This is a genomic window from Pseudomonas sp. MDT1-16 (assembly GCF_054898115.1).
Genome location: NZ_CM142717.1, coordinates 5,594,678 through 5,617,895 on the forward strand (window position 1 = coordinate 5,594,678; position 23,218 = coordinate 5,617,895).

Sequence of the window (23,218 nt, forward strand, 5' to 3'; positions counted from 1 at the left end):
AAAGAAAAGGGAGACCCGTCGGCCTCCCTTTGAGAACTTCGTCCGTGCTCGACGCTTTTGACGTCGGCTCACCTCACGCCGTCTTCTGGACAGTGTGTAGCTCGGGGGCCGGCTCATCCCCTGTGGGGGTGGCGACCGCAGCTGGCCTGATTGGGCGAGCCGCACTGGACTGTTTGTCCGAGCAGTGATTCTGGTGATAAGAATAGGCTCGCGGCGCCAGCAGAGGATTGCGAAGATTGCTCAAATAAACATCACTTGCGCAATTTTTAACCCTGGATAGATAATCCGCCGCAATAGTTATGACAAAGGCCTGATTGATGAGCAAACTCGACCGATACGACCTGAGCATTTTGGCGGAATTGCAGCGTGACGCGCGCATCTCCAACCAGGAGCTGGCCGAACGCATCGGCCTTTCCCCTTCGCCATGCTCTCGACGGGTCAAGCAGCTGGAAGACGACGGTTACATCTCCCGTCAGGTGGCCCTGCTGGACCGCAAGATGCTCGGCCTGAGCCTGACGGCTTACGTGTTGATCGGCATGGACCGACACACACCGGAGCGTTTCGAAAACTTCGAAGCGGCCATTCGTACGTTGCCGCAGGTGCTGGAATGCAGTTTGGTGACCGGAATGGATGCCGACTATCAGCTCAAGGTGGTGGTGCCGGACATGGACCATTATCAGAAATTGCTGCTGGGGCATCTCACACGGATTGAAGGGGTGACGAGTGTGCGGTCGAGTTTTGTGTTGAACCAGGTGCTCAATAGTACCGAGTTGCCGTTGACTCATTTGCGCGGCTGAACGATCACTACCAGGGCGACGAATAGCTGCGACACACTGCCGCAGGTCAATGCCCGGCCAATCCCCCATGACGTATACTCCAGCGCCTTTTAGCCCCGCCAGCGCTGGAGATGTTCGATGGATCCTGCAGTATTCGAAGAGTGGATGATGACCAGCCTGGTCAGCATCCTGATCATTTTCATGGGTTTCATCGTTTGGGACCTGGCGAAGAAGTCCAAGGCCGGGCGCTTTGGCTCGTTCATTCTGTTTTCCGTACTCGGCCTGGGCGTGGCCGCGTTCGTGATCAAAAGCGTGGTGATCGGCCTGATCGAATCCGGCTCGTTATAAACGCGCCGGCACTTCCTTCCACTGGCCCTGATCAAGCCCTTCGATGGTCCAGTCGCCAATTTTGACCCGCACCAGGCGCAATGTCGGCAACCCCACCGCCGCGGTCATGCGCCGTACCTGACGGTTGCGCCCTTCGCGAATCACCAGCTCCAGCCAGCGGGTCGGCACGCTTTTGCGAAACCGCACCGGCGGATTGCGTGGCCACAGCTCGGGCTCTTCCAACTGTCGCGCCTCGGCTGGCAAGGTCATACCGTCATTCAGCTCGACGCCATCGCGCAAACGCTGCAATTGCTCGGCACTCGGCTCGCCTTCCACTTGCACCCAATAGGTCTTGGCCAGTTTGTGTTTCGGGTCGGCGATCCGCGCCTGAAGCTGGCCGTCGTTGGTCAGCAGCAGCAAACCTTCGCTGTCACGGTCAAGCCGTCCTGCCGGGTAAATCCCGGGAATCTCGATGAAATCCTTGAGCGTCGCCCGCCCTTCGCCGTCGCTGAATTGCGTTAGCACATCGAACGGTTTGTTGAACAGAATCAGCTTCGGCTCGGCCGGCGGCGCTTTGGCGACACGACGCGGGGCTGAAGGAGCTGGCTTCGCACCTGGATGGCGGGAAGGAGGACGCGGGGGACGGGACATGGGGAAAACAACATCTAACGGTCAGGACTGCTAATGCTAGTGCCCCGACCGCCAAATGACCACGACAAACCGTTAGCGGAACGGCGGCTCGTCGAAGCTGCGCAGTTTGCGTGAGTGCAGAGAGTTGAGCTCGGTGCGCAACAAGTCCACCGCCTCGATGCCGATCTTCAAGTGCTGGCTGACCGCGCGCTCATAGAAAGCGTTGGCCGAACCCGGCAGCTTGATTTCACTGTGCAACGGTTTGTCCGAGACACAGAGCAACGTGCCATATGGGACCCGCAAACGATAACCTTGCGCGGCGATGGTGCCGCTTTCCATGTCCACCGCCACGGCGCGAGACAGGTTGATCAGCGGACGTTCTTGAGCCCAGCGCAATTCCCAGTTACGGTCGTCGTAGGTCAGTACGGTGCCGGTGCGCAGGCGTTTTTTCAGCTCGTCGCCCTTCTCTCCAGTGATGTTGGCCGCCGCTTGCTGCAACGCCATCTGCACTTCGGCCAGGGCCGGAATCGGGATATTCGGCGGTACGACCCGATCGAGAATCCCGTCGCGGCGCATGTAGGCGTGCGCCAGCACGTAATCGCCAATGGTCTGCGACTGACGCAAGCCGCCACAGTGGCCGATCATCAGCCAGCAGTGCGGACGCAGCACTGCCAGGTGGTCGGTGATGTTCTTGGCGTTGGACGGGCCGACGCCGATGTTGACCAGAGTCACGCCATGGCCGTCGGTGGCGATCAGGTGATAGGCCGGCATCTGATAACGGTGCCAGACCACGCCCGCGGCAATCGCCGAGGCTTCGCCGTGGTCCATGCTCTTTTCGATGATGACGTTGCCCGGCAAGACCATACGCACGAAACGCGGATCGCTGCGCAACTGTTCCAGACCATGAACGATGAACTGGTCGACGTAGCGGTGGTAGTTGGTCAGCAGAATCCACGGTTGCACATGGCGCCAGTCGCTGCCGGTGTAATGCACCAGGCGGCGCAGGGAGAAATCCACCCGCGCGGCGTCGAACAAAGCCAACGGCAGCGGATCGGTGTTTTCCCAATCGTACAAACCATCGGCGATGCCGTCGGTGGCGGCGGACAGGTCAGTACTCGGAAACACCCGCGCCAGCGTCGCTGCGGTGACGCCGGAGCCGGCCAGTTCATCGCCCTGCTCAACCACGTACGGATAAGGAATGTTTTGCTGGCTGATACCGACTTCCACCGTCACGGTGAAGTCGTGCATCAAAGGAACAAGCTGTTCCAGCAGATATTTACGGAAAGCCGCCGGATGGGTGACGGTGACGCTGTACGTCCCCGGCAATTGAACCTTGGCATAGGCGCGCGTGGTCTGTGGGACTTCGCCCTGGCAGAGGTAGGTCAGGCGCAGTTCGGGATAACGAAACATCGCACGCTGTTCGGCGTCCGGTTCGACACGATCCTTGAGGTAACGCTTGAGCGCCTGGTTCAGCGCGGTGGTTGCACGATTGTGCAAGAGCGCAAGCCGATCCACGGCTTGCTCGGCGGTTTGAACGACAATAAAAGCTTCGGTCACGATCAGCATCCTGTGTTCTGACTTGCAGACCTTCATCTTGCCTGCAAGTCAGCGCGATCAGAAGCCCTGTGGTGTCGAGCGGGCAACAATCGCTTCCACATCCAACCCACGTGGCAACGCGCCATACACCCGACCGGCGGAACCCAAGCGGCTCGCAATGAACGCATCACTGACGGCGCTGTTGCCAGCCTCCAGCAACAGCTTGGCCTGAAGGCCCAAGGCGATGTCTTCGGTGAGCTGGCGGGCGCGGTATTGAATATCGCGGGTGTCCTTGAAGGCCGCCTTCAATTGGCTGATGTGCGCGGCCAAGCGTTGGTCGCCATGACCATCGCCCAATTCGCTGAACAATACGTCGAGCACACCCGGCTCCTTCGACAACGCTCGCAAAACGTCGAGGCATTGCACGTTGCCGGAACCTTCCCACGTCGAATTGACCGGTGCCTCACGGTACAACCGCGGCAAGATGCTGTCTTCGACATAACCGGCGCCGCCCATGCATTCGGCGGCTTCGTTGATCATCCCTGGCGCGCGTTTGCAGATCCAGTACTTGCCCACCGCCGTGACCAGCCGAGCGAATTTGGCTTCATGGTCGTCATCCAGATGATCCAGCGCCTGGCCCATGCGCAGGCTCAACGCCAGGGCGGCTTCGCTTTCCAGAGCCAGGTCGGCCAGTACGTTCTGCATCAAGGGTTGTTCGCTGAGCAACTTGCCGCCAACCCTACGGTGAGCGCAGTGATGGCTGGCCTGGGTCAGGGCCTGGCGCATCAGCGAACTGGAACCGACCATGCAATCGAAGCGGGTCATGGCGACCATTTCGATGATGGTCGGAACGCCCCGCCCCTCCTCGCCGACCATCCATGCCAGTGCACCACGGAACTCCACTTCACTGGAAGCGTTGGAGCAATTGCCGAGCTTGTTCTTCAGGCGCTGTATGTAGAACTGATTGCGCGAGTCGTCCGGGCGATGGCGCGGCAACAGGAAACAGGTCAGCCCCTTGTCAGTCTGGGCCAGGGTCAGGAAGGCATCGCACATCGGCGCCGAACAGAACCACTTGTGACCCACCAGCTCATACGCCTGGCCCGGACCACTGGCGCCGACCGGATAAGCCTTGGTGGTGTTGGCCCGCACGTCGGTGCCGCCCTGTTTCTCGGTCATCGCCATACCGATGGTGACCCCGGCCTTGTGGGCCATGCCGACATTGCGCGGGTCGTATTCGGTGGAGAGGATTTTCGGCAGCCATTGCTTGGCCAGATCCGGCTGCAAACGCATCGCCGGGACGCTGGCGAAGGTCATGGTTAGCGGGCAACCACTACCGGCTTCGGCCTGGCTGTGCAGGTAGGTCAGGGCGGCGCGGGCGACGTGGGCGCCGGACTGCGGATGCGCCCAGGGCAACGAGGTCAAACCGTGCTCGACCGCCGTGCGCATCAGTTCGTGATAGGCCGGGTGAAATTCCACCAGGTCAATGCGATGGCCGTAACGGTCATGACTGCTGAAAACCGGCTTGTTCTGATTGGCCAGGAACCCCGCGTCCATCAGCGGCCCGCCTGCCAGGGCGCCGTAAGCGTCGATCCGCGACTCGGCCCACCCGGCCCCGAAACGCCGCGACCACTCCTGCAACGGCAGGTCGATGCGATACAGGTTGGTGCCGTCCAGCGACGGTGGCTGGTTGGTGACTTCGTGGGTTTCGGCGAACTGATGCAGGTTCATGACGGGGCTCCTTTGGTCAGCCAAGGGACTTCAGTTAAGCACCGCCCCTTAGCGGAACAAAGTGTCATATCTGCCTAACTGCCGGCGCTTTCGCCTTGCCTTGGACAGAGCACGCGACGATAGAGCGCTGCCTGCAGGTCCTCGAACTTCACCGGTTTGTTCAGGTAATCGATCAAGGCACCGGTCGGAAAGCGTTCCCGATCAATGCTCAAGGCAATCACGAATACTGGCAATTCGCTGCAGCCCGGCAACGCGCGGATCTGGCAACAGAGGGACGCGCCGTCCAGAGGTGTTAGCTGGCAATCGAGCAATACCGCATCAAAGGTTTCGCGCTGCAAGTGATCAAGCGCGGTAGCGCCATTGTCGGCGGTGCGCACCCGGAACCCCAGTTTGAGCAACATCCCGCGCATCACCAACTGATTGATGCTGTTGTCATCGACCAGCAGCACCGTGCAGTCCTGAGGCAATCGCAGGCGAGGAAATTCCTGGGTCATCAAGGGCACTGACGGCCGTTCCACCACGGGCAGTTCGAGTTCGACGTCGAGCTGGAAGCGGCTGCCCCGGCCAGGCTCGGAGCGGTGAGTCAGGCGCCCGCCGAGTAATTCCACCAACTGCCGACAGATCGCCAGGCCGACGCCCAGACCGCCGTATTCTCGGGTCATCGAGCCGTCGAGCTGGAAGAACCGCTGATAAAGGGTCGCCTCTCCCAGATCGCTGAAGCCGATGCCGGTGTCGATCACCGCAAACGACAGTGCCAGTCGGTTGGGCTCCACGGGTTTACCCGTCACCCGCAGCGCTAACCCGCCAATTCGAGTGAACTTGATCGCGTTATCCAGCAGGCATTCCAGGCACTGCGCCAACTTGGCGCTGTCGCCGTGCAAGCGATCCGGCAGCCCCGCCGTCACGTCAACTTTGAAGTCCAACGACTTGCTCAGGGCGTTGCCCTCAAACTGCAGGCGCAAAGCCTCAACCACGCCGCGCAAACTGAAGGTAGCCGGATAGGTCTTGAGTTTGCCGGCCTGCAACTCGGTCAGGGTCAGGATGCCGTTGACCATGCGCATCATGTCTCGCGCCGAACCTGCGGCTGTTTGCTGGTATTGCTCCAACTCCGGGCCCATCTCGACGGTCTGCATCAGCTCCAGCGAACCGATCACGCCATTCATAGGCGTGCGCAGTTCGTGGGTCAGGGTGGCGAGGAATTCGTCCTTGAGCTTGTTACTGTGAGCCAATTGCTGGTTCAGCACTTCGAGCTTTTGACCGGCATCGAACAGGGTCTGCGCCTGTTGCTCGCGCATGGCATTGATGCGATCGGCCAGTGCCAGGGACAGCAGCGCCACTTCAATCGCCGAGCCGATCTGGCTGGAATACATGGTCAGGAACACGTTCGGCAGGTAACCCAGCACCATCAGCGTGTTGACGATGCCGCCGAGCAGGAAGGCCGACCAGGCGATGATGAAATACCGCGCCACTCGCAGGCCACGCAGCCAGGCGAAAATCCCTGCGGCAAAAATCACTAGGGTGAAGGCCAGTGCCAGCGCTGTCGCCAGACGCAAGGCCAGGGCGTAACTGGCCATCAATGACAACCCGACCACCACCGCGCTGAACGCAATCAATGCCAACAGCAAGCGGTCGAGCCAACGGCTGTACGTTGTGATCTGCAAGAAACTACGGGCGAACTGGCTGCCGAAGAGCCCCGAGCAACCGATGAAAAACGGCGTGGCGGCGTTGGCCCACCACGGGTTGTCTGGCCAGAAATATTCCACGGCTGCGCCGTTTACCGACAGCTGATACAGGCCGAACGAGGCGATGTAGAAGATGTAATAGAGGTAACTGGTATCGCGCACGCTGAGGTAGATGAACAGGTTGTAGACCAGCATGCCCAACAACACGCCGTAGATCAGGCCCAACACATAGAGTCGGACCGGTTGTTCTTCGAGCAAAGCAGTACTCGACCACAACGTGACCGGCGCCTGGATCGACCCTTCACTCTGCAGGCGCAGGTACACGGTTTGCGCTTGATCAGCGGTGAAGTTCATATCGAACAGGTAGTTGTTCTGGCGGATTTCGCGAGTGGCGAACGGCAAGGCATCACCGGTCTGTCGGGCCAACTGATAGCCACCGGCAGCATCGGGCAAGTACAGATCAAGGTGATCAAGGGGCGGATAGGCCAGTTCCAGCAACCAGGTGCGTTGCACCGCGGGATTGGTCGGGCGGTAATGCAGGTCAATTTTCAACCAGAACGCTGAACGCGAGTAACCGGCGTTGAGGGTCGCTTTGTCGTGAGGCTTGAAGTTTCCGCCCGCGGCTTGCGCACGGACGTCGGCGATGGTCGCCTGACCGCCCGCGTCTTCAAACACTTGCAGGGTTCGGCCCAGGGGAAGGCTTTGAGTGAATTCATCGAACTCGACGGCACTCGCCATGAGGGGCAAGCACAACAGTAACATCAGCAAATAGCGCATTTAAGCCCCAGCGTGGCCTGTCCGGTTATCTCAGGAAGCCCCTCATTCCTTTTGAGTAGACGTAAAACCGGTATTACCTGTTATTGGTTTGGATCCACTCTAGCATAGCCATTGATGGCCATTGAGCACTATTAAAATTTTTCCTACAAAGGCTCTAACACGGGCGTTCCAGCTCAATGCGTTGGGATAGAGCTGTTTACCCGTCAGCGTGTGGCAATGGCTTATTCCCTGCAGCAGCTGGCGAAGCCTGCGTTCGGCTGCGTAGCAGTCGTAAAATGAACACGCGGTCTGCCTGATGCACCGCAGCGACTGACTTCACGACTGCTGCGCAGCCGAACGCAGCCTTCGGCAGCTGCTACATGGACCGCCTCATGACTCACTGGTCGACACCCGAAAAAAGATGTTTGGTGGTAAGCTCGCGCACCATGAATATCTACAGCTCCCGCCCCGTTGTCCTCTGTCTCTCCGGCCACGACCCAAGTGGTGGCGCCGGCTTGCAGGCAGATATCGAAGCCCTGCTCGCTCAGGGTTGTCATGCGGCCCCGGCCGTCACCGCCCTGACCGTGCAAGACACGGTCAATGTCACTGACTTCCGCGTCCTCGACCGTGAGTGGGTGTTGGCCCAGGCCAATGCCGTGCTCAACGACTCGACGGTAGCAGCGGTCAAACTGGGCATGCTCGGTTCCCTGGAAATGGTCGACACCGTGGTCGAACTGCTGTCGGCCCACCCGGATTTGCCGGTGGTCTGCGACCCGGTGCTGCGCGCTGGCGGCGGCGGACGCCTGGGCAAGGACGAAGTCGGCTACGCCATGCGCGAACGCCTGCTGCCCCTGTCGATCATCGCCACCCCTAATCTTCCCGAAGCCCGCATCCTCGCCGAACTGCCCGAAGGCACCGCGGACGAGTGCGCTGAAAAACTCCTGCCATTCGTCAAACACCTGCTGATCACTGGCGGCCATGGCGATGAACACGAAATCCACAATCGCCTGTACAGCCGCGACGGTCACCGCGAAACCTTCACCTGCCAACGCCTGCCCGGCAGTTATCACGGTTCCGGTTGCACGTTGGCCAGCGCCCTGGCGGGTCGTCTGGCCCTCGGTGAAAACCTCGCCAGCGCCGTACAGTCGGCACTTAACTACACTTGGCGTACCCTGCGTGACGCGGAGCAGCTAGGCAAAGGCCAGTTCGTGCCGCGCCGCCTGCCGCTGGACTTCTGTTCGTAACTTTTCATTTGTAATGCGGGGAGGCTTGTCCGATGAAACTACGTGGCCTGTACGCCATTACCGATAGCCAACTGCTGGCCGGTAAATTTCTTTCGTACGTGGAGGCGGCGCTGGAAGGCGGCGTCACCCTGCTGCAATACCGCGACAAGAGCAGCGATGAGGCCCGCCGACTGCGCGAGGCCGAAACGCTGCGCGATCTGTGCGATCGCTACAAGACCCAGCTGATCATTAACGACGATGCCGAACTGGCCGCGCGTCTGAACGTCGGCGTGCACCTGGGCCAGACCGATGGCCCGCTGACTCCGGCCCGCGCGTTGCTCGGTCGCCAGGCGATCATCGGTTCGACTTGCCACGCGCAGCTCGAACTCGCCGAGCAAGCCGCCAAAGAAGGCGCCAGCTATGTTGCCTTTGGTCGTTTTTTCAACTCCAACACCAAACCCGGCGCACCGACTTGCAGTCTCGAACTGCTCGACAAGGCCCGCAGCAAACTGCACCTGCCGATCTGCGCGATCGGCGGTATCACCTTGGATAACGCCGCCCCGCTGGTGGCCCACGGGGTCGATCTGCTGGCGGTAGTCCATGGCCTGTTTGGCGCCGAGAGCACTGCCGAAGTGACGCGCCGCGCCCGCGCCTTTAACGAATTGTTCAAATCCTGATTTTTGAGAGCCCGATCATGTCTCGTTCCGAAACGCTGTTTGCCAATGCCCAGAAACACATTCCCGGTGGCGTGAACTCGCCTGTTCGCGCGTTCAAAAGCGTCGGCGGCACGCCGTTGTTCTTAAAGCACGCTGAAGGCGCCTACGTCACTGACGAAGACGACAAGCGTTACGTGGATTACGTCGGTTCCTGGGGGCCGATGATTCTCGGTCACAGTCATCCCGACGTGCTGGACGCGGTACGCAAACAGCTTGAGCACGGATTGTCCTACGGCGCCCCGACCGAGATGGAAACCCAGATGGCTGATCTGGTTTGCTCGATCGTGCCGTCGATGGAAATGGTGCGCATGGTCAGCTCCGGCACCGAAGCGACCATGAGCGCGATCCGCCTGGCCCGTGGTTTCACTGGCCGCGACAGCATCATCAAGTTCGAAGGCTGCTACCACGGTCACTCCGACAGCCTGCTGGTCAAGGCCGGTTCCGGCGCCCTGACCCAAGGCGTGCCGAGCTCGGCCGGTGTGCCGGCGGCCTTCGCCAAACACACCCTGACCCTGCCGTTCAACGACATCGAAGCCGTAGACACCCTGCTCGCCGAAGTCGGCCAGGAAGTGGCGTGCATCATCGTCGAGCCAGTGGCCGGCAACATGAACTGCGTGCCTCCGGCGCCAGGTTTCCTCGAAGGTCTGCGGACCCTGTGCGACAAGCATGGCGTGGTGCTGATTTTCGACGAAGTGATGACCGGTTTCCGTGTCGCCCTCGGCGGCGCACAAGCCCACTACGGCGTGACGCCTGACCTGACCACCTTCGGCAAGATCATCGGTGGCGGCATGCCGGTTGGCTGCTTCGGTGGCAAGCGCGAAATCATGTCGCACATCGCGCCATTGGGCCCGGTCTATCAGGCGGGCACCTTGTCGGGTAACCCGCTGGCTATGGCTGCCGGTCTGACAACATTGCGTTTGGTCAGCCGTCCGGGTTTCCACGCCGAGCTGAGCGACTACACCAGCCGCCTGCTCGATGGCCTGCAACAGCGCGCCGATGCGGCGGGCATTCCGTTCGTGACCACACAGGCCGGTGGCATGTTCGGCCTGTACTTCAGCGGCGCCGACGACATCGTCACCTTCGATGACGTGATGGCCAGCGACGCCGCCCTCTTCGGGCGCTTCTTCCACCTGATGCTCGAAGGCGGCGTGTACCTGGCGCCAAGCGCATTCGAAGCGGGCTTCACTTCGATCGCCCATGGTGAAACCGAGCTGAAACTGACGCTGGATGCCGCCGAGCGTGCATTTGCCGCATTGAAATAACGCTGTGCCGCTGACGTTGGCGATTGCCAGCGTCAGCTTTCACCTACCTTTACGTCCTTATTCCTACGCTTCTGCTCAATATCCCCAGCAAAGTGGGCGATATATTCCCCGCGCAGCAGAAAAACGAGTAAAGACTTTGTAAGGTTGGCCCTGCTTATTTCATAATGCGCGCTTATTGGATCCCTCGATGGGTCCGCGCGCCCTTCAGAGGTAAGTCGATTCCCATGAACCGCACCGGCCGCGCCCTTGCATTGGGCTGCCTGTTGCTCCTTCAGCCCCTGCTCGCGCTCGCACAAGCAGGCGGCAACTCGTTGTTAATCCCAGCGATGGGTCGTTGCACCCTCAATACTCAGCCGCAAGACCTGGCGCAGGCTCTCGCCGCCTGCCAGAAAGCGTCGGATGAAGGGGATGCGCAAGCGCAATACGAGTTGGGTGAGTTCTACTACGACGGCAAAAACGCGCCGCGCGACCTCAAAAAAGCCATGGGCTACTTCGAAAAGGCCTCGCTGCAAGGCCACGCACAGGCGCAATTCAAACTTGGCACCATGTTCTTCCACGGCGAAGGCGTGCCGGCCAATAACATCCAGGCTTACATCGTGCTGAAAATGGCTGCGGTCAATGGCGCTGAAGATGCGTTGGATACCGCCGACGAAGTCGCCGAGAAAATGCCCCGCGAAGAACTTGAGGTGGCTACCCAGGTGCTCGGGCAAATCTTCCGCAAGTACCTGATGGAATTGCAAAGCGCCGATGGGCGTACGCCGTTTTCACCACTTCCCTGATTAGCCGGATCCGATAGCTCCCACGCTCTGCGTGGGAACGATCAATCTGAATCTGCTTACTTCTCAGGCATCGGCATCGGAAACGGCATGACATTGCCTACCGCACCGCGGGCTTCGCTGATTTTCGGCGTGCCGAGGCGCTCGACCTCGTCGATGCGCACGATCGAATGCATCGGCACAAAACTGCGCACAACGCCTTCGAACTGAGCCTTGAGCTTCTCTTCGCTCGGATCGACGACCACTTGCGTGCGCTCGCCAAAGACGAACTCTTCCACTTCCAGGAAGCCCCACAGATCACTTTGATAGATCTGCTTGGCATACATTTCGTACACCTGGCCCTGGTTGAGGAAAATCACCTTGTAGATTGGGGCTTCACGTTTGGTCATGGTGGGCGGGCAACACATCGGAGATAAAAATGAGGGCGCGAACTATAGCATAGCCACCGGACGCACAGCGGTAGGAACCTTGGGACATGTTCCCTATAATGCGCGGTTCTTTGAATCACGTGACGACTCTTTCCATGGCCAAGAAGCTTTACATCGAAACCCACGGTTGCCAGATGAACGAGTACGACAGCTCGCGCATGGTCGATCTGCTGGGTGAACATCAGGCCCTGGAAGTCACCGCTCGCGCTGAAGATGCCGACGTGATCCTGCTCAATACCTGTTCGATCCGCGAACGCGCCCAGGACCGTGTGTACTCCCAACTCGGCCGCTGGCGCGAATTGAAACTGGCAAACCCGGACATGGTCATCGCCGTCGGCGGTTGCGTGGCCAGTCAGGAAGGCGCCGCCATCCGCGACCGCGCCCCGTATGTCGACGTCGTGTTCGGCCCGCAGACCCTGCACCGCCTGCCGGAAATGATCGACGCCGCGCGCGCGACCAAACTGCCGCAAGTCGACGTCTCGTTCCCGGAAATCGAAAAGTTCGACCACTTGCCCGAGCCGCGCATCGATGGCCCAAGCGCCTACGTGTCGGTCATGGAAGGCTGCAGCAAGTACTGCACCTTCTGCGTGGTGCCTTACACACGAGGTGAAGAAGTCAGCCGACCGTTCGATGACGTGATCGCCGAGGTCATCCACCTGGCCGAAAACGGCGTGCGCGAAGTGACCCTGCTGGGGCAGAACGTCAATGGCTATCGCGGGACCACTCACGATGGCCGCCTGGCGGATCTCGCCGAGCTGATCCGCGTGGTGGCCGCCGTCGATGGCATTGACCGCATCCGCTACACCACCTCACACCCGCTGGAGTTCTCCGACAGCCTGATCCAGGCCCACGCCGACGTGCCGGAACTGGTCAAGCATCTGCACTTGCCGGTGCAGTCGGGCTCGGACCGAATCCTGGCGGCGATGAAGCGCAACCACACCGCGCTGGAATACAAATCCAAACTGCGCAAGCTGCGTGCCGCCGTGCCGGGGATCTGCATCAGTTCTGACTTCATCGTCGGCTTTCCGGGCGAAACCGAAAAAGACTTCGAACAGACCATGAAGCTGATCGAAGACGTCGGTTTCGACTTCTCCTACTCGTTCGTCTACAGCCAGCGCCCGGGCACTCCGGCTGCCGATCTGGCCGACGAAACGCCAGAAGCGTTGAAGAAAGAACGCCTGAATGCGCTGCAACATCGCCTGAACCAGCAAGGTTTCGAGATCAGCCGACAAATGGTCGGTTCAATCCAGCGGATCCTGGTGACCGATTATTCGAAAAAAGACCCCGGCGAACTACAAGGCCGGACCGAGAATAACCGCATCGTCAACTTCCGCTGCGACAATCCCACGCTGATTGGCCAGTTTGCCGACGTGCACATCGACGCCGCCCAGCCGCACTCGCTGCGGGGCTCGCTGCTGTAGGAGCGATGCTTGCTCGCGAAGGCCACGCCGCTATCTGTCTGACGGATCGCGTTATCGTTCTTCGCGAGCAAGCTTCGCTCCTACAGGGACGGTGTTTGGCCTTGCGATATTTAAGAGCTTTCGCACCCAGGCCACTGGCGTTATCCTTGATTTCATCTTAATTGCCCCAGGGCGGCTAAATACGACCTTGAACGCACCCATAGAACCACATCGTTTTATCCTCGAGCCCTTTGAGGCTCGCCGCTTCGCCAATCTGTGCGGGCAATTCGACGAGCATCTGCGCTTGATCGAACAGCGCCTGACCATCGAGATCCGCAACCGCGGAAACCAGTTCGAACTGATCGGTGAGCCCAAACACACCACCTCCGCGGAAAACCTCCTGCGCCGCCTGTACCAGGAAACCAAGGGTACCGAGCTGTCGCCGGACGTGGTTCACCTGTTCCTGCAGGAATCGGCCGTCGAAGAGATGGACAACGTCTCCCCCGGCGAACCCTCCGTGGCCCTGCGCACCAAGAAAGGCATGATTCGCCCTCGCGGCTTGAATCAGTTGCGCTACGTGAAGGAAATCCTCGGCAACGACATCAACTTCGGCATCGGCCCGGCCGGTACCGGCAAGACCTATCTGGCCGTTGCCTGCGCGGTAGACGCGCTGGAACGCGAGCAGATTCGCCGCATCCTGCTGGTGCGTCCGGCGGTTGAAGCGGGCGAAAAGCTCGGTTTCCTGCCCGGCGACCTGTCGCAGAAGATCGACCCGTACCTGCGCCCGCTCTACGATGCCCTCTATGAAATGCTCGGCTTCGAACACGTCGCCAAGTTGATCGAGCGTCAGGTGATCGAAGTTGCGCCGCTGGCCTACATGCGCGGTCGTACCCTGAACAACAGTTTCATCATCCTCGACGAAAGCCAGAACACCACCGTCGAGCAAATGAAGATGTTCCTGACCCGGATCGGCTTCGGCTCCACGGCGGTCATCACTGGTGACATCACCCAGGTCGATCTGCCAAAAGGCACCAAGTCCGGGCTGCACCATGTGATCGAGGTACTTAAAGACGTGCCGGGCATCAGCTTCACCCATTTCAAGCCCAAGGACGTAGTGCGCCATCCACTGGTGCAACGCATCGTCGAAGCCTATGAGCGCTTCGAAAATCGCGTGGCCGATGATGCCCCGAAGGATAGCCGCCGCGATGCTTGAGCTTGATCTGCAACTGGCTACCGAAGCGTCTGCCCCAAGCGAAGCCGAGTTCCGCCAATGGTGCGAACTGGCTCTGCGTCAGCGCACAGCTGACTCCGAAATGACCATCCGTTTGGTCGATGAAGAGGAAGGTCGCGAGCTGAACCACACCTGGCGGCAAAAGGATTACGCCACTAACGTTCTTTCGTTCCCCGCCGACGTTCCGGACGAATTTCTGGATATCCCGCTGCTGGGCGATCTGGTGATCTGCGTGGCGGTGGTCGAGCGCGAAGCTGCCGAACAAGGCAAGGAACTCAAGGCCCATTGGGCGCATCTGGTGATTCACGGCTGCTTGCATCTGCTGGGTTACGACCATATAGATGACGACGAAGCCGAAGAAATGGAAGCACTGGAACGAACGTTGCTTGCTGAGTTGGGCCATCCCGACCCTTATGCGGACGACGAAACAGACGCATCCCCTATCGTTACAACAAAGGATTCAGAGTAATCGCTATGAGCGAAGATCGATCGAGCAACGGGCAAAAGTCATGGTTGGGTAAACTCACCCAAGCTTTTGCCCACGAGCCGAAGAACCGCCAGGAGCTGCTGGAGCTGCTGCGCGATGCACACCAAAACAAGTTGCTGGACAGCGAAGCGCTGGCCATCGTCGAAGGCGCCATCCAGGTCGCTGACCTGCAAGTACGGGACATCATGGTCCCGCGCTCGCAGATGATCAGCATCAAGGCGACCCAGACACCCCGCGAGTTCCTGCCTGCCGTGGTCGACTCGGCCCACTCCCGCTACCCGGTGATCGGCGAAAGCCACGATGACGTGATGGGCGTATTGCTGGCCAAGGACTTGCTGCCGTTGATCCTAAAAGAGAACGGCGACAGCTTCAACATCAAGGACCTGCTGCGCCCGGCCACTTTCGTGCCCGAGTCCAAGCGCCTGAATGTGCTGCTGCGCGAGTTCCGCGCCAACCACAACCACATGGCCATCGTCATTGACGAATATGGCGGTGTGGCGGGCCTGGTGACCATCGAAGACGTGCTGGAACAAATCGTCGGCGACATCGAAGACGAGCATGACGTCGAAGAAGACAGCTACATCAAGCCGCTGCCCAGCGGTGACTTCCTGATCAAGGCCCTGACGCCGATCGAGAACTTCAACGAGTTCTTCGACAGCCAATTCTCCGACGACGAATTCGACACCGTCGGCGGCCTGGTGATGAGCGCGTTCGGACACCTGCCAAAACGCAACGAAATCACTGAAATCGGCCCTTATCGCTTCCGCATTCTGAACGCCGACAGCCGTCGGATTCACTTGCTTCGCCTGACGCCCATTGCCCGTTAAGGATTGACATGCTCCGCGTAACCCGCCCCGGCTGGCCCGGTAATCTGCTGGCCGTGGCGGCCGGTGCAATCACCACTCTGGCCCTGGCGCCGTTCGATATCTGGCCGTTGGCGTTGCTGGCGGTCGGATTCTTCTATGCCGGCTTGCGAGAACTGAACCCCCGCCAGGCTCTCGGACGTGGCTGGTGTTTCGGTTTCGGCCTGTTTGGCGCCGGTACCAGCTGGATCTACTACAGCATTCACCACTTCGGCGGCGCTTCAGTGCTGCTGGCCGGTTTCCTGATGTTGATCTTCACGGCGGCGATTGCCTGGTTCTTCGCCCTGCCCGCCTGGATCTGGGCGCGCTGGCTGCGCCGTAACGAAGCGCCGCTGGCCGACGCCCTGGCGTTCGCGGCGTTGTGGGTCGGTCAGGAAGCCTTTCGCGGCTGGTTCCTGACCGGTTTCCCCTGGCTCTATTCCGGCTACAGTCAGCTCAACGGCCCGCTGGCCGGGCTCGCGCCAGTTGGCGGAATGTGGCTGATTTCCTTCACTCTGGCCCTGACGGCCGCGCTGATCTATAACGCCTTGCGCCTGGTTCGCACGGGGCGCAAAGGTTTCATCGCCGCAGGTGTGTTGCTGCTGGTCGGCCCTTGGGTGGCCGGCGTGGCGCTCAAGGAGCATGCCTGGACCAGCCCGGCGGGCGCACCGCTGAGTGTCGCGGCGATTCAGGGCAATATCGAACAGAGCATGAAGTGGGACCCGGCGCAGCTCAACGCGCAACTGGCGCTGTACCGCGACATGAGCTTTAGCTCGAAGCCGGTCGACTTGCTGATCTGGCCGGAAACGGCCATCCCGGTGCTCAAGGAGTCCGCCGAGGGCTACCTGAACATGATGGGAAACTTCGCTGCAGAGCGTAAGTCCGCGCTGATCACCGGCGTACCAATCCGCCAGGAAGTCCATCACGAGAAGCGCTTCTTCAACGGTATCACCGTGGCGGGTGAAGGCGATGGCACTTACCTCAAGCAGAAACTGGTGCCGTTTGGCGAATACGTTCCGTTGCAGGAAGTGTTGCGGGGGCTGATCGCTTTCTTCGACCTGCCGATGTCGGACTTTGCCCGTGGCCCTGCCGATCAGCCGATGCTGCAAGCCAAGGGTTATCAGATTGCACCGTTCATCTGCTACGAAGTGGTTTACCCGGAATTCGCCGCCAGCCTCGCGGCGCGTAGCGATTTGCTGCTGACCATCAGCAATGACACCTGGTTCGGCACCTCCATCGGCCCGCTGCAACACTTGCAGATGGCGCAGATGCGCGCGCTTGAGGCCGGTCGCTGGATGATCCGCGCCACCAACAACGGCGTAACCGGTTTGATCAACCCGTTCGGCCAGATCACCGTGCAGATCCCGCAATTCGAACGCGGCATTCTGTACGGTGAAGTGGTGCCCATGCACAACCTGACGCCCTATCTGGAATGGCGCTCGTGGCCGCTGATCATTGTTTGCGTGCTGTTGTTTGGCTGGGCGCTCGTGGCGAGCCGGATGGCCAAGACTGTCTGAGAATGTAAGGTGTAAGCCAAAAGATCGGGCCGCGTTCGGACGATCTTTTGCTTTTCAGCGGTAAAACACCGAATAGCCGATCTGCCCCACCGCCTCATTCATCAGCTGCCCACTCTGCCAGATAGACTTGAATTCCGGCATCCAGCCGCCCAGTGGCCGAGCGTTGTCCACGCCTAAAAACCCCATCGGCGCTGGCACCACTTCAAATCCTGCCTTCTTGAAACTCCAGACCGCTCGCGGCATGTGCCAGGCCTGAGTCACGACGACCACGCGCTTGATTCCTTGCGGCAACAACACCTCGGCGCTGAACTGCGCGTTCTCCCAGGTCGTGCGGCTGCGCCCTTCCTGCCAACGCACAGTCACGCCGAAATCATCGAGCAAAGAGTCTGCCATCAACTTGGCTTCGGTCGGCGGTGTGCCGTAATGCAGGCCGCCACTGGTCAGGATCGGCAGGCCCGACGCCTTGGCCAATCGCGCCGCATAACGCTGGCGCTGCAGCGCCACACCCGTCGGCTGGTCGCCACCCCAGGCCAGATCACCACGTTCACGCCCCGCACCCAGCACCACAATCGCGTCAGCGTGCTGAGCCAACGTCGCCCATTCGTCGCGAGCCAACGGTGCTTCTCGCTCCAGCGCCTTGGCGCCCCACTGCACCACCACCGGCAGGCTCATCAGCCAGAAGCCGCCCACGCCCAGCGCAAAGCACCATCCGGCAAGGCGCGGTCTTGAGCGGCGGAACCACCAGGCAAGCACCAATAGCAGCAAAAGAATGCCGGGAGGCAGCAGAAGTTGTTTAACGAAATATCGAAAAGGCATCGAGCATCTCCAAAAGATGCTCGAAGCCTAAGTGGGTTGACGCAATGCGACAACAAATGCGGAAGGACTATGCTTCAAAAAACCGTACGTCATGGCTTCAAGTGCCCTTACTTGAATTGCAGAGACCGGACCTTTACCGCGTCCCTGCCGGGTGTTTTGTCCTTGAGCCAGATGATCTTGGCCGAACGTGGTGCGTCGAGTTGCTTCACTGCTTCTGACAGGCATCCGTGTGTCTCACGTTCACTGCGATCGAGATACGCCTTGACCAGTGCAAACTCTGCGGGGCTCAAGCCTCGCAATTCCAGTTCCAGCGGACGCTCATCGCGTAACCGGCCAGCGGTTTTGGCCGCGTCCAGGGCCATTCCCAGACGATCGATCAATCTTTCGTACAGCTCCGGTTTTGTAACTTTTTGCCGTGACTCAACCATCCCTCACCTCATTGAAGATAAGACTCACTCCCCATTTAGAGCTTAGCTTCCATGAACAAACCGGCTGAGTGCTGCGACCAACGGCCCTCGCAGCGGTTTTTGGGAGGCCCGCAGCAGTAATCAGGGTTTCCCTCGGTAGAGTGCGGTCATGTATGCTACGGCGCTTCCTGTAACTCCACTTCCAGCTCGCCTGGACACCGAAACGTCGATTTGACGTGCTCACCGTCCAGCGTTGCATTGAAGAGGATTAGGCCACCCCTATTCAGTTCAAAAGTAGCCATGCACGAACAATATCAGCCCCGTGAAATCGAAGCCGCCGCCCAGTCGTTCTGGGACGAGCAAAAGTCCTTTGAAGTCAGTGAACAGCCAGGCAAGGAGACCTTCTACTGCCTGTCGATGTTCCCTTACCCCAGCGGCAAGCTACACATGGGGCACGTGCGCAACTACACCATCGGCGACGTAATCTCCCGCTACCAGCGCATGCAAGGCAAAAACGTCCTGCAACCCATGGGTTGGGACGCCTTCGGCATGCCGGCGGAAAACGCCGCGATGAAGAACAACGTAGCGCCCGCCAAATGGACCTACGAAAACATCGCCTACATGAAAACCCAGCTGCGCAGCCTGGGCCTGGCGGTGGACTGGTCCCGCGAAATCACCACCTGCAAGCCTGATTACTACCGCTGGGAACAATGGCTGTTCACTCGCTTGTTCGAAAAAGGCGTGATCTACCGTAAAAACGGCACCGTGAACTGGGACCCGGTCGATCAGACCGTTCTGGCCAACGAACAGGTGATCGACGGTCGCGGCTGGCGTTCCGGCGCGCTGATCGAAAAACGCGAAATTCCGATGTACTACTTCAAGATCACCGCTTACGCGGATGAGTTGCTGTCGAGCCTCGACGAACTGACGGGCTGGCCTGAACAGGTCAAGACCATGCAGCGCAACTGGATCGGCAAGTCCCGAGGCATGGAAGTGCAGTTCCCGTACAACGTCGATTCCATCGGCGAAGCCGGCGTACTGAAAGTCTTCACGACCCGTCCGGACACCCTGATGGGCGCGACCTACGTTGCTGTGGCCGCCGAACACCCTCTGGCGACCCTGGCCGCGCAGAACAACCCTGAGCTGCAAGCGTTCATCGCTGAATGCAAGGGCGGCAGCGTCGCAGAAGCCGACGTCGCCACTCAAGAGAAAAAAGGCCTGCCGACCTCGCTGTTCGTCGAGCACCCGCTGACCGGTGAGAAACTCCCGGTGTGGGTCGCCAACTATGTGCTGATGCACTACGGCGATGGCGCGGTAATGGCCGTCCCGGCGCACGACGAACGTGATTTCGAGTTCGCCACCCAGTACAACCTGCCGATCAAATCGGTAGTGCGTACCAGCTCCGGCAGCACTAACCCGTCGCCATGGCAGGACGCCTACGGTGAACACGGCACGCTGATCAATTCCGGCGAGTTCGACGGCCTCGACTTCGAAGGTGCCTTCGACGCCATCGAAGTCGCGCTGATCAAGAAAAACCTCGGTGCCTCTCGCACCCAGTTCCGCCTGCGCGACTGGGGCATCAGCCGCCAGCGCTACTGGGGCTGCCCGATTCCGATCATCCACTGCGACACCTGCGGTGATGTGCCGGTCCCGGAAGATCAGTTGCCCGTTGTGTTGCCGGAAGACGTTGTACCGGACGGCGCGGGTTCGCCGCTGGCGCGCATGCCGCAGTTCTACGAGTGCGAGTGCCCGAAATGCGGCGCACCGGCCAAGCGTGAAACCGACACCATGGACACCTTCGTCGAGTCCTCGTGGTACTACGCCCGCTACGCCTCGCCGCACTATGAAGGCGGCCTGGTGGAAAAAGCCGCGGCCGACCACTGGCTGCCGGTGGATCAGTACATTGGCGGTATCGAACACGCCATTCTTCACCTGCTGTACGCGCGCTTCTTCCACAAGCTGATGCGCGACGAAGGCCTGGTGAGTTCCAACGAGCCGTTCAAGAACCTGCTGACCCAAGGCATGGTGATCGCCGAGACTTACTACCGTCGCGAAGCCAACGGCAGTTACACCTGGTTCAACCCGGCGGACGTCGAACTCGAGCGCGACAGCAAGGCCAAGATCATTGGCGCCAAACTGATTTCGGACGGCCTGCCGGTGGAAATCGGTGGCACCGAGAAAATGGCCAAGTCCAAGAACAACGGCGTTGACCCGCAGTCGATGATCGACCAGTACGGTGCAGACACCTGCCGCCTGTTCATGATGTTCGCCTCGCCGCCTGACATGAGCCTGGAATGGTCCGACTCCGGCGTCGAAGGTTCGCACCGCTTCCTCAAGCGCGTCTGGCGTCTGGCTCAGGCCCACGTCGGCCAAGGCTTGCCGGGGAAACTGGACATCGCCTCGCTGAACGACGAACAGAAAGTCATTCGTCGCTCGATCCATCTGGCCATCAAGCAAGCCAGCCAGGACGTCGGCCAGCACCACAAATTCAACACCGCCATCGCCCAGGTGATGACGCTGATGAACGTGCTGGAAAAAGCCCCGCAAGGCACCGCGCAGGATCGCGCACTGATTCACGAAGGTCTGGAAACCGTGGCCCTGCTGCTGGCACCGATCACTCCGCACATCAGCCATGAACTGTGGCATCACCTGGGTCACGCCGAACCAGTGATCGATGCAGGTTGGCCGGTACTGGACGAGAGCGCTCTGGTGCAAGACAGTCTGCAGCTTGTCATTCAAGTGAATGGCAAACTGCGCGGCCACATTGAAATGCCCGCCAGTGCCAGTCGCGAAGAAGTCGAAGCCGCTGCACGGGCCAACGAGAACGTACTGCGCTTTGTCGACGGCCTGACTATTCGTAAAGTGATCGTAGTGCCCGGGAAACTGGTCAATATCGTCGCCAGCTAATTGGATCAGGCGCCAGGTGAGCCTGGCGCCGCGTAAAACCTTTCGGGCCGCATGATCGGCCCACCTGGTTTCAAGGGGAGCAACAAGATGATCAAACGCAATTTGCTGGTGATGGGCCTTGCGGTCCTGTTGAGCGCCTGCGGTTTCCAGCTGCGCGGCACCGGCACCACTGAACTGGCGATCAAGGAACTCGACCTGAGTGCCCGCAATGCCTACGGCGAAATCGTGACGCAACTGCGTCAGGTGCTGCAAAGCAGCGGCGTCAAGGTCTACAGCGGAGCACCTTACAAACTGGTGCTGACCGACGAGCAGGAAAGCCAGCGCATCTTGAGCTATGCCGGTGCCGGTCGTACTGGCGAGTATCAGGTGAGCACAGTGTTGAACTACGACATCCGTGGTGAGAGCAACCTGACGCTGCTGAGCGACAAACTCGAAGTACAAAAAATCTTTATCCACGACGGTAGCAACCTGGTGGGTTCCGACCAGGAAGCCAACGACGCCCGCAAGGAAACCCGTCGTGAACTGGTTCAACGCATGATGCTGCGCCTGCAACAGCTCACTCCGGTTCAGTTGGATCAGCTGCAACAGACCGCTAACGCCAAAGCCAAGGCTGAAGCCGATGCACTGGAAGCGGCGCAGAAGGCTGAAGCGGCAACCCCGCGCCAGTCGCCTATCGAACTGCCGCAGCAGTAAGACTTACGGGGCGCGCAGGCGCCCCGTTCGCCCTCTCCTATGAAACTCGCCCCCGCCCAACTCGCTAAACACCTGCAAGGCGCCCTCGCGCCGGTCTACATCATCAGTGGCGATGACCCACTGCTGTGTCAGGAAGCCGCCGACGCCATTCGTGCCGCCGCCCGCCAACAGGGATTCGACGAGCGCCAGGTCTTCGCCGCCGACGCCAGTTTCGACTGGGGTACGTTGCTGCAGGCCGGAGCGAGCATGTCGCTGTTCGCCGAAAAGCGTCTGCTGGAACTGCGTCTACCGTCCGGCAAACCCGGTGACAAAGGTGCCGCCGCGTTCATTGAGTACTGCTCGCGACCGGCCGAAGACACGGTGCTGTTGATCAGCCTGCCCAAGCTTGATGGCAGCGCGCAGAAAACCAAGTGGGGCAAGGCGCTGGTCGAAGGCCAGCAGACCCAGTTCGTGCAAATCTGGCCGGTAGAGGCCAACCAGTTGCCGAGCTGGATCCGTCAACGGCTGTCCCAGGCCGGCCTTTCCGCCAGCCAGGACGCCGTCGAATTGATCGCCGCACGGGTCGAGGGCAATTTGCTGGCTGCCGCCCAGGAAATCGAAAAGCTCAAACTGATGGCCGAAGGCGGTCAGATCACCGTTGAAACCGTGCAAGCGGCCGTTGCTGACAGTGCGCGCTTCGATGTCTTTGGACTGACCGATGCGATTCTTAACGGCGAAGCGGCTCATGCCCTGCGCATGCTCGAAGGGCTGCGTGGCGAAGGCGTCGAACCACCCGTGATTCTCTGGGCGCTGGCTCGGGAGCTGCGTCTGCTGGCCAGCTTGTCGCTGCAATACAGCCAGGGTGTGCCGCTGGACAAAGCCTTCAGCTCTGCCCGACCGCCGGTCTGGGACAAACGCAAACCGCTGATGAGCAAAGCCCTGCAACGCTACTCGGCGCAACGCTGGGCGCAGTTATTGCTGGAGGCGCAGCGCATCGATGCACAGATCAAAGGCCAGGCCGCCGGCTCACCGTGGATGAGTTTGAGTCGGTTGTCGTTGTTGATGGCCGGCCAAAGATTGTCGTTACCCGCCGAGTAAA

21 protein-coding genes are annotated in these 23,218 nt (G+C 60.1%); 14 read left to right on the plus strand and 7 right to left on the minus strand.

Annotated elements, in window-relative coordinates; genetic code table 11:
* Positions 1–317 precede the first annotated feature (317 nt).
* Together ACYZT3_RS25845 and ACYZT3_RS25850 are read left to right on the plus strand one after the other, a co-directional pair.
* Positions 318–797, plus strand: a complete 480-nt coding sequence (locus tag ACYZT3_RS25845) for an Lrp/AsnC family transcriptional regulator (protein WP_054052470.1) — start codon at positions 318–320, stop codon at positions 795–797.
* 117 nt (positions 798–914) lie between these two features.
* Positions 915–1,124: a DUF2788 domain-containing protein gene (locus ACYZT3_RS25850; RefSeq protein WP_282381329.1), complete on the plus strand. Its 210-nt coding sequence runs from the start codon at positions 915–917 to the stop codon at positions 1,122–1,124.
* Here the strand turns inward: ACYZT3_RS25850 and ACYZT3_RS25855 are convergent.
* From ACYZT3_RS25855 to ACYZT3_RS25870, 4 genes are all read right to left on the minus strand, one after another.
* Positions 1,119–1,754 (minus strand): pseudouridine synthase, encoded by a 636-nt coding sequence (locus tag ACYZT3_RS25855; protein WP_282381331.1) that lies wholly within the window; start codon positions 1,752–1,754, stop codon positions 1,119–1,121. The two genes, ACYZT3_RS25850 and ACYZT3_RS25855, sit on opposite strands and share 6 nt — an antisense overlap.
* 72 nt (positions 1,755–1,826) lie before the next feature.
* Entirely contained in the window at positions 1,827–3,326 is a 1,500-nt protein-coding gene (amn, locus tag ACYZT3_RS25860) for an AMP nucleosidase (protein ID WP_282381334.1), read from the minus strand.
* Between the two features lie 21 nt (positions 3,327–3,347).
* Positions 3,348–4,997: an acyl-CoA dehydrogenase family protein gene (locus ACYZT3_RS25865; protein WP_462031031.1), complete on the minus strand. Its 1,650-nt coding sequence runs from the start codon at positions 4,995–4,997 to the stop codon at positions 3,348–3,350.
* 74 nt (positions 4,998–5,071) lie between these two features.
* On the minus strand, positions 5,072–7,456 hold the full coding sequence (locus ACYZT3_RS25870; protein WP_462031032.1) for a 7TM diverse intracellular signaling domain-containing protein: 2,385 nt from the start codon (positions 7,454–7,456) through the stop codon (positions 5,072–5,074).
* Between the two features lie 425 nt (positions 7,457–7,881).
* Here ACYZT3_RS25870 and ACYZT3_RS25875 point away from each other — a divergent pair, with 425 nt between their 5' ends.
* From ACYZT3_RS25875 to ACYZT3_RS25890, 4 genes are all read left to right on the plus strand, one after another.
* On the plus strand, positions 7,882–8,679 hold the full coding sequence (locus ACYZT3_RS25875; protein WP_282381340.1) for a hydroxymethylpyrimidine/phosphomethylpyrimidine kinase: 798 nt from the start codon (positions 7,882–7,884) through the stop codon (positions 8,677–8,679).
* A gap of 32 nt (positions 8,680–8,711) precedes the next feature.
* On the plus strand, positions 8,712–9,335 hold the full coding sequence (thiE, locus tag ACYZT3_RS25880) for a thiamine phosphate synthase (RefSeq protein WP_282381341.1): 624 nt from the start codon (positions 8,712–8,714) through the stop codon (positions 9,333–9,335).
* Between the two features lie 17 nt (positions 9,336–9,352).
* Positions 9,353–10,636 (plus strand): glutamate-1-semialdehyde 2,1-aminomutase, encoded by a 1,284-nt coding sequence (hemL, locus tag ACYZT3_RS25885; RefSeq protein ID WP_462031033.1) that lies wholly within the window; start codon positions 9,353–9,355, stop codon positions 10,634–10,636.
* Positions 10,637–10,860: 224 nt separating this feature from the next.
* Positions 10,861–11,415, plus strand: coding sequence for a tetratricopeptide repeat protein (locus tag ACYZT3_RS25890; RefSeq protein ID WP_282381345.1), 555 nt, complete (start codon positions 10,861–10,863; stop codon positions 11,413–11,415).
* A gap of 56 nt (positions 11,416–11,471) precedes the next feature.
* Here the strand turns inward: ACYZT3_RS25890 and ACYZT3_RS25895 are convergent, their stop codons facing one another.
* On the minus strand, positions 11,472–11,801 hold the full coding sequence (locus ACYZT3_RS25895; RefSeq protein ID WP_007894425.1) for a DUF1820 family protein: 330 nt from the start codon (positions 11,799–11,801) through the stop codon (positions 11,472–11,474).
* A gap of 134 nt (positions 11,802–11,935) precedes the next feature.
* Between ACYZT3_RS25895 and miaB the strand changes: the two genes are divergently transcribed.
* From miaB to lnt, 5 genes are all read left to right on the plus strand, one after another.
* Positions 11,936–13,261, plus strand: a complete 1,326-nt coding sequence (gene miaB, locus ACYZT3_RS25900) for a tRNA (N6-isopentenyl adenosine(37)-C2)-methylthiotransferase MiaB (RefSeq protein WP_282381347.1) — start codon at positions 11,936–11,938, stop codon at positions 13,259–13,261.
* Between the two features lie 187 nt (positions 13,262–13,448).
* Complete coding sequence (locus ACYZT3_RS25905; protein ID WP_462031034.1) at positions 13,449–14,453, plus strand: PhoH family protein; 1,005 nt, start codon at positions 13,449–13,451, stop codon at positions 14,451–14,453.
* Entirely contained in the window at positions 14,446–14,940 is a 495-nt protein-coding gene (gene ybeY / locus ACYZT3_RS25910) for an rRNA maturation RNase YbeY (protein WP_282383321.1), read from the plus strand. Before ACYZT3_RS25905 ends, ybeY begins: the two co-directional genes overlap by 8 nt.
* A 5-nt stretch (positions 14,941–14,945) precedes the next feature.
* Positions 14,946–15,785 carry an HlyC/CorC family transporter gene (locus tag ACYZT3_RS25915; protein ID WP_008152854.1) on the plus strand — a complete coding sequence of 280 codons (840 nt, stop codon included), beginning with the start codon at positions 14,946–14,948 and terminating at the stop codon, positions 15,783–15,785.
* A gap of 8 nt (positions 15,786–15,793) precedes the next feature.
* Positions 15,794–17,317, plus strand: coding sequence for an apolipoprotein N-acyltransferase (lnt, locus tag ACYZT3_RS25920; RefSeq protein WP_282383324.1), 1,524 nt, complete (start codon positions 15,794–15,796; stop codon positions 17,315–17,317).
* 54 nt (positions 17,318–17,371) lie between these two features.
* Here the strand turns inward: lnt and ACYZT3_RS25925 are convergent, their stop codons facing one another.
* Both ACYZT3_RS25925 and ACYZT3_RS25930 read right to left on the minus strand, forming a co-directional pair.
* The gene (locus ACYZT3_RS25925; RefSeq protein ID WP_462031035.1) at positions 17,372–18,133 is read right to left on the minus strand and encodes a YdcF family protein; all 762 of its coding nucleotides are present in this window, start codon (positions 18,131–18,133) and stop codon (positions 17,372–17,374) included.
* A gap of 107 nt (positions 18,134–18,240) precedes the next feature.
* The gene (locus ACYZT3_RS25930; RefSeq protein WP_282383331.1) at positions 18,241–18,561 is read right to left on the minus strand and encodes a hypothetical protein; all 321 of its coding nucleotides are present in this window, start codon (positions 18,559–18,561) and stop codon (positions 18,241–18,243) included.
* Positions 18,562–18,840: 279 nt separating this feature from the next.
* On the opposite strand from ACYZT3_RS25930, the gene leuS reads away from it, so the two are divergent.
* The 3 genes from leuS (at position 18,841) to holA (ending at position 23,217) form a co-directional block, all read left to right on the plus strand.
* On the plus strand, positions 18,841–21,447 hold the full coding sequence (leuS, locus tag ACYZT3_RS25935; protein ID WP_282383333.1) for a leucine--tRNA ligase: 2,607 nt from the start codon (positions 18,841–18,843) through the stop codon (positions 21,445–21,447).
* 87 nt (positions 21,448–21,534) lie between these two features.
* Positions 21,535–22,140 carry an LPS-assembly lipoprotein LptE gene (locus ACYZT3_RS25940; protein WP_282383336.1) on the plus strand — a complete coding sequence of 202 codons (606 nt, stop codon included), beginning with the start codon at positions 21,535–21,537 and terminating at the stop codon, positions 22,138–22,140.
* 39 nt (positions 22,141–22,179) lie between these two features.
* Positions 22,180–23,217 (plus strand): DNA polymerase III subunit delta, encoded by a 1,038-nt coding sequence (holA, locus tag ACYZT3_RS25945; protein ID WP_462031036.1) that lies wholly within the window; start codon positions 22,180–22,182, stop codon positions 23,215–23,217.
* Position 23,218: the final 1 nt, after the last annotated feature.